The organism is Armatimonadota bacterium (assembly GCA_031081585.1).
Lineage (GTDB): Bacteria > Sysuimicrobiota > Sysuimicrobiia > Sysuimicrobiales > Humicultoraceae > Geohabitans > Geohabitans tengchongensis.
In genome coordinates this window covers 1-5,669 of the sequence record JAVHLY010000062.1, presented here as the reverse complement: position 1 = coordinate 5,669, position 5,669 = coordinate 1, and the positions used below count along the sequence as shown (strand labels likewise).

Genomic DNA, 5,669 nt, shown 5'->3' with positions numbered 1-5,669 from the left:
CGCCGCCCCAGTGCACGTGCCGGCCGTCGCCCTGGGACCGGTGGTCGACGTCACGGGGGCGGGGAACGCCTACGGCGGCGGGCTGCTCGTGGGGTGGGCGAGGGCGATCCGGGCCGGTCCGGAGCGGAGTCCGAGGCCGCAGCCGAAGCCGCCCGGTGCGGGGGAGGGAGGCCGGAGCGACGCGGCCCGCATCGCCGGGCTCCACGGGGCCATCTCCGCGGCGGTGACGCTGGGCGCACCGGGGGTGCCGCGCATCACTCCGGCCGTCCAGTCGCAGGCGGCGGCCTGCCTGGCCGCGCACGGCATCGGAGACCTCCCGCCGCCCTGACCACCGGGTCGCCTGGCCCGGGCCACCCGGCGCGCCGCGATCTCCTCGCCTCCCCCCGCGCCTTCCCCTCACGGGTATTCGCGTAGCACGTCGAGGAGGAGATCGAAGCACCGGTCCGCGTCCACGGCCACGGCCACCTCGGCGTTGGGGGGCGCCCCGCGCCGGGCCGCGGGGACGTCGGGAGCGGTGCGGGTGTAGCGGTCGTCGCACACCGTCATGCCGGCGGTGTGCTCGCCGTGCAGCTCCACCGCCACGTGCATCGGCGCGAAGCGGACGACCGACGGGTCGATGAGCGCCGCCGCGGCCACCGGGTCGTGCAGCGCTCCGCCCGGTAGCCCGTACAGGCGGTGGATCGCCGCGCTGTAGAACTCCAGCAGGTCGGCGGCGAGGGCCGCCACGCGCGTCCCCACGGCCCGGATGGCGCGGCGGCGCTCCGGCGTGGCCACCACTTGCTGGGTGACGTTCAACCCCACCATCCTGACCGGCACGCCGCTCGTGAAGACGGCGTGGGCGGCTTCGGGGTCGACGTAGATGTTGAACTCCGCGGCCGGGGTGACGTTGCCGCGCGCGGTGGACCCGCCCATGAGGCAGATCTCCCGCAGCCGCCCCCTCAGGCGCGGCTCCCGGCGCAGCGCCAGGGCAACGTTGGTCAGCGGGCCCAGCGCCAGCAGCGTCACGTCGTCCTCGCGCATCGCCGTCTCCACGATCAGGTCGACGGCGTGCCGGTCCACGAGGGGAGTCCGGGGTGACGGGAGTTCGGGGCCGTCGAGGCCGGTCTCCCCGTGCACCTCCGGGGCGTGGCGCGGCGGGCGCACGAGGGGGGTCGCGGCGCCGCGGGCCACGGGAATGGCCGTCAGCCCTGCCGCCTCCACCACCTTCAGCGCATTGGTGGTGACCTTCTCGACGGTCTGGTTGCCCGCCACGGTGGTGATGGCCAGCACCTCGAGGCGCCGGCCCGCCAGGAGGATGGCCAGGGCGTCGTCGTGCCCGGGGTCGCAGTCGACGATCACCCGGCGCGCCATGGTACCTCCGGCCCGGCACACTCCCCGCCCACGCCGGTCAGGCGGCGGAGGAAGGCGGGAAGGGTGGCCCCGCGCGTTTCCAGGAAGGTTGCCACCTCGGCCGCCGTCGGCAGGGCGGTGCCGGTGCCTACACGGGTGACGGACAGCGCGCCTGTGGCGTTGGCCAGGAGGGCGGCGGTCTGCATGTCGGCCCCAAAGGCCAGCGCCACGAGGAGCGCGGCGTCGAAGGCGTCCCCGGCGGCCGTGGTGTCCTGCACCGCCACCGGAAAGCCCTCCGCGGCCACGGTGCCCTGGGGACCCGCCACCACGGCCCCGGCTGCGCCGCGCTTGACGGCCACGACGTCGGGACCCAGGCCGCGCAGCGCCTGCATCAGCACCTCAGGACGGCGCGCCGCGCCGGCACCGACGGCCGTGCCGGGCGTGAGGCGGTCTGGGGAGGTGGCGCCGACCCGATCGATCACCGCCCTAGCCTCGGCCTCGGTGAGCAGAAGGACCGTGGTCTGCGCCAGGGTCCGTCCCAGGCTGGCCTGCGGCGCGCCGTGGGCGAGGGGGCCCGGGTCGAAGGCCGTGCGGGCCCCGCGGGCGCGGGCGAGCGCAAACGCCTCCTCCACGAGCGGCGCCGCGCGGAGCAGCACGTAGCCGTCGCTGAGCAGCCACACCTCCGGCCCCAGCCGCTCCACCCAGTCGGGCGGCACGCGCGCGGGCCCGGACGCACCGAACGTTCCCAGGAAGACGTGCTCGGCACGGGTGCGGTCGATCAGGACGACCGAAGTCGCCGTCGGCCCGGCCACACGGAGGAGCGGTGTCAGGTCCACGCCCTCGCGCTCCAGCACGCGCACAAGGTGATCCCCGAAGAGGTCGTCGCCCAGCCAGCCCAGCGCAGCGGTTCGCATCCCCAGGCGCGAGGCCACCACCAGGCAGTTGCCGAGCCCGCCCGGCTCCACCCGCAGCCACTCACCCAGCTGGTGCTCCCCGGCGCGCACCGGGAGCGCGGGGATGGGCAGCACCAGATCGGCCACGAGCCCGCCCAGGGTGAGCAGTACCGGCGCGCTCACCGCACCTCACCGCGCGTCCGGGACCGGCCTGCGGGCTCCCGCCGCCAGGCTCCGAGCTGTTCTCGCCGCCAGGCCACCACGGCGGCGCCCAGGGTGAGCGGGATGAGCGGGACCAGGAAGAAGACGGAGGCGGGCGCCGTCACCGGGACGCGGACGTACCGGTCACTGCCGGGGTAGGGGCGGCCGGACGGGTCGAGCAGCCGCAGGCGCAGCCGCCCCTCGGCGGTGACGGCGAAGCCGTGGAAGTCGGCAGGCTGTCCGCGACGCGGTGCCCGCACCTCGTAGCCCAGGGCCGCTCCCGGCACCTGGACCACCCGGTAGGGCCGCAGCTCGACCGTGGTGCGCCCCGCCGACCCGACGACCTCGAGGCGGGCGCGGGTGATCGGCGCGGTGTGGACCCAGCGCCACCCGTCGGGCCGCCCGTCGCGGCTCTGAGGGTCGAGCAGGCGCGCGTAGGCCAGGTCCGGGTAATCCCGGGCGGCGTGGGGCTGGAGGTAGAGGACCTCACCGCGCCGGGCGTAGATCGTCCCGCCGCCGTCGTCCGCACGCTCGGGGACGGTCCACCGCCGCTGCGGCACGATGGTGAAGGCGACCCCCTGGCGTCGGTGGGTGAAGACCACCACGGTCCGCTCGCTCTGCGGGCGGACGATCCCCTGCGGCGTGCGCAGCCGGATCCGGTAGCGTCCCGGCGGCAGGTCCAGCACGAAGCCCTGGTGGACCTCCGTACTGTACAGGCGGAAGGGTGGGGGCTCAGGCGGCGGCTGCGGCACCTGCAGGCGGCCGCCGCGCCGCCGGAGCTGGACGGCCCGGTCGAGAGCCTCGAGGTACCGCCGCCTGGCCTCGCTGTACCGCCAGAGGGCGTCGCGGTAGCGCGCTCGACCGCGCACGAAGGCCTGGTAGCGGCGGTGCGCCTCCGCCCCCACGTAGAGGACCGAGCGGCCGTCGGGGCCGTCGGGGTACTGGATGACGTAGGGCAGCGGCCTCAGCTGTCGCACCAGCCGGCTGCCCTCCCACACCTCCAGCGTGCCGGCCACCGGCACGTTCATCGTGTCCCAGTCCGCCCGGTATTCGCCGGTGATGGGCCAGTAGTAGACGAGGGTCTCCCGCGCGCCCACGACGCTGGGCCGCCCCGCCAGCAGGTAGATGGCATACCCCGGCAGCGCCGACAGGCCGCCGACGTACCCGTCCCAGGCGAAGGCGTTCACGCCGTAGACGAAGCGGTGTTCCCGGCGCGGGACCTGGGCCGCCGCCGCCCCCGCGCCCACCAGACAGGCCAGGACCACAGCCGCCAGGCACCGGGCGAGGGGAAGCCGCCTCACCGCCGCACCCCGGTGCGCTCCAGCGCGATGGTCCCGACAGCCAACAACACCGCGGTGTAGAGCCAGGGAGCCAGGGCGGCGGGAAGGGCCTGCGCGGCATCCCCGCGCAGCACCGCGGCCATCAGCCGGTCGACATAGCCGAAGGGCAGGGCCCATCCCGTCACCCGTGACAGCAGGAACGCCGTCCAGCGCACCACCTGGACCGGGCTGACGTGGAAGTCCGGCGTGGGGAGGCGGGCCAGCACCTCGTGGGCGACCTGCAGCCCCACACCCGCCAGGGCCAGCGCCAGCACAGCCAGCACGGCCGGCCGCGCCCGGCGCACCGCGCCCGCCACGGCGAGCCCGAGCGCGGCGGCGCCGGCCAGCGGGCCGATGGTCAGCAGGAGGACCAGCACCGCCCGCGGGCCCAGGTGCAACCCCGTGGCCGCGCTGAGCAGCGCGAAGCCTCCCAGCACGACGAGGAGGAGGACGGCGGCCAGCAGCGTCAGGCCGGCCAGCCGCGCCAGCAGGTAGGCCGCCGGGCTGACGGGACCGTAGCAGAGCAGCTCCACCGCGCCCTGCTCGCGGTCGCGCGCCACCGCCAGCGCCGCCCAGGTGGCCAGGACGACGGCCAGCAGCACCCCCGCCGCCGCCAGCGGCAGGGTGAAGGGCTCCCCGCGCACGAGCAGGCCGTCCTCACGGATCCGGTGCAGGTCGTTCTGCAGCAGCAGGGCGGCCAGGGCCAGCACCGCCGCGGCCGTGGCGTAAGGGGTGAGGCTGGTGAGGGCCGTCAGCAGGTCGAGGCGGACCATCGCCGCGACAGGCGGCCAGCGCAGCCACCGATCCGGGGCGGCGGGGATCACCCGCCGGGAGGCGAGGATGCCCATCGGTCGACGTCGGCCTCCGTCACCTGCAAGAAGGTCTCCTCTAGCGTCCGCTCACGCACGCGCATCCCCACGATCACCCCGCCGGCGTCAGCCACGGCCCGGGAGAGCGCCGCCCGCCGGTCCTCCCCGTCCAGCGTGGTGACGAGCAGCCGCCGACCCTCGCTCTCCACGCGCCCGACGTAGGGCAGCGCCGCCAGTACCGTGCCCAGGTGCGGCGCGGGGTGGGCCACCTCGATCTCCACGGCCCGGCCGCCCTCCAGGCGTAGGGCCGACAGCGGCCCCTGCCGCAGCAGGCGGCCGCGGTGCATGATCCCGACCCGGTGGGCGGTGCGCTCGACCTCGGAGAGGAGGTGAGAGGAGATGAGGATGGTCACCCCGGCCTCGTTCAGCTCCAGGAGGAGCCGCCGCACCTCCACCACCCCCTGCGGGTCGAGGCCGGAGACCGGTTCGTCCAGGATCAGCAGCGCCGGCCGGTGCAGCAGGGCCCGCGCCAGCGCCAGCTTCTGCGCCATGCCGCGGGAGTAGTCACGCGCGCACAGGCGGCGGAACTCCCACAACCCCAGGCGCTCCAGCAGGGCGCCAACGCGGGCGGCGGGGTCGGGCACGCCGTAGAGCGCGGCGAAGAAGCGCAGGTACTCCTCGCCGGTCAGGTGGTCGTGGACGTAGTCGTGCTCCCCGACGACCCCGATGCGGGCGCGCAGGCCCAGCGGGTCGGCCTCGAGCGGCCGCCCCCACAGAAAGACCCGCCCGGCCGAGGGGGCGACCACCCCGAGCAGCATGAGCAGCGTCGTCGTCTTCCCGGCCCCGTTGGGCCCGAGGAAGCCGTAGATCTCCCCGACCTCCACGCGCAGGTCCAGGTCGCGCACCGCCACCAGGTCGCCGTAGCGCCGGGTGAGGCCGCGGGTCTCCACGGCGGGGACGCCGGTCATAGCCAGGGGCGGGCAAGGGCGCGGGTCATGGCCGGGCGACGGCAGGGCTCTCGCTCATGACGGGGCGGCACCCGGGCGGTAGGCGGTCACCCGCTCGAGGTAGAGGGCCAGCTCGCGCTCCGCGTCCACCTCCAGGCAGACACGCACGTT

6 protein-coding genes are annotated in these 5,669 nt (G+C 75.8%); 1 reads left to right on the top strand and 5 read right to left on the bottom strand.

The features are described from left to right. The coding region (locus RB146_13975) for a hypothetical protein (protein MDQ7830072.1) at window positions 1-328 on the top strand (328 nt) is incomplete at its 5' end. A gap of 68 nt (window positions 329-396) precedes the next feature. Here the strand turns inward: RB146_13975 and RB146_13970 are convergent. From RB146_13970 to RB146_13950, 5 genes are read right to left on the bottom strand one after another with little or no spacing between them, the layout of a single operon-like run. Then, on the bottom strand, window positions 397-1,350 hold the full coding sequence (locus tag RB146_13970) for a nucleoside hydrolase (GenBank protein MDQ7830071.1): 954 nt from the start codon (window positions 1,348-1,350) through the stop codon (window positions 397-399). Continuing rightward, window positions 1,335-2,405: a carbohydrate kinase family protein gene (locus tag RB146_13965; protein MDQ7830070.1), complete on the bottom strand. Its 1,071-nt coding sequence runs from the start codon at window positions 2,403-2,405 to the stop codon at window positions 1,335-1,337. Before RB146_13965 ends, RB146_13970 begins: the two co-directional genes overlap by 16 nt. Beyond that, a complete protein-coding gene (locus RB146_13960; protein ID MDQ7830069.1) occupies window positions 2,402-3,724 on the bottom strand; it encodes a hypothetical protein in 1,323 nt (440 codons plus the stop codon). Before RB146_13960 ends, RB146_13965 begins: the two co-directional genes overlap by 4 nt. Further along, a complete protein-coding gene (locus RB146_13955; GenBank protein ID MDQ7830068.1) occupies window positions 3,721-4,590 on the bottom strand; it encodes an ABC transporter permease subunit in 870 nt (289 codons plus the stop codon). The genes RB146_13960 and RB146_13955 overlap by 4 nt, the downstream gene beginning before the upstream one ends. Beyond that, the gene (locus RB146_13950; GenBank protein ID MDQ7830067.1) at window positions 4,563-5,501 is read right to left on the bottom strand and encodes an ABC transporter ATP-binding protein; all 939 of its coding nucleotides are present in this window, start codon (window positions 5,499-5,501) and stop codon (window positions 4,563-4,565) included. The genes RB146_13955 and RB146_13950 overlap by 28 nt, the downstream gene beginning before the upstream one ends. Window positions 5,502-5,669: the final 168 nt, after the last annotated feature.

Excerpts from the sequence above, each read along its gene's own strand:
- RB146_13955 (MDQ7830068.1), bottom strand. The coding sequence starts at position 4,590 with ATGGGCATCCTCGCCTCCCGGCGGGTGATCCCCGCCGCCCCGGATCGG.
- RB146_13970 (MDQ7830071.1), bottom strand. The coding sequence starts at position 1,350 with ATGGCGCGCCGGGTGATCGTCGACTGCGACCCCGGGCACGACGACGCC.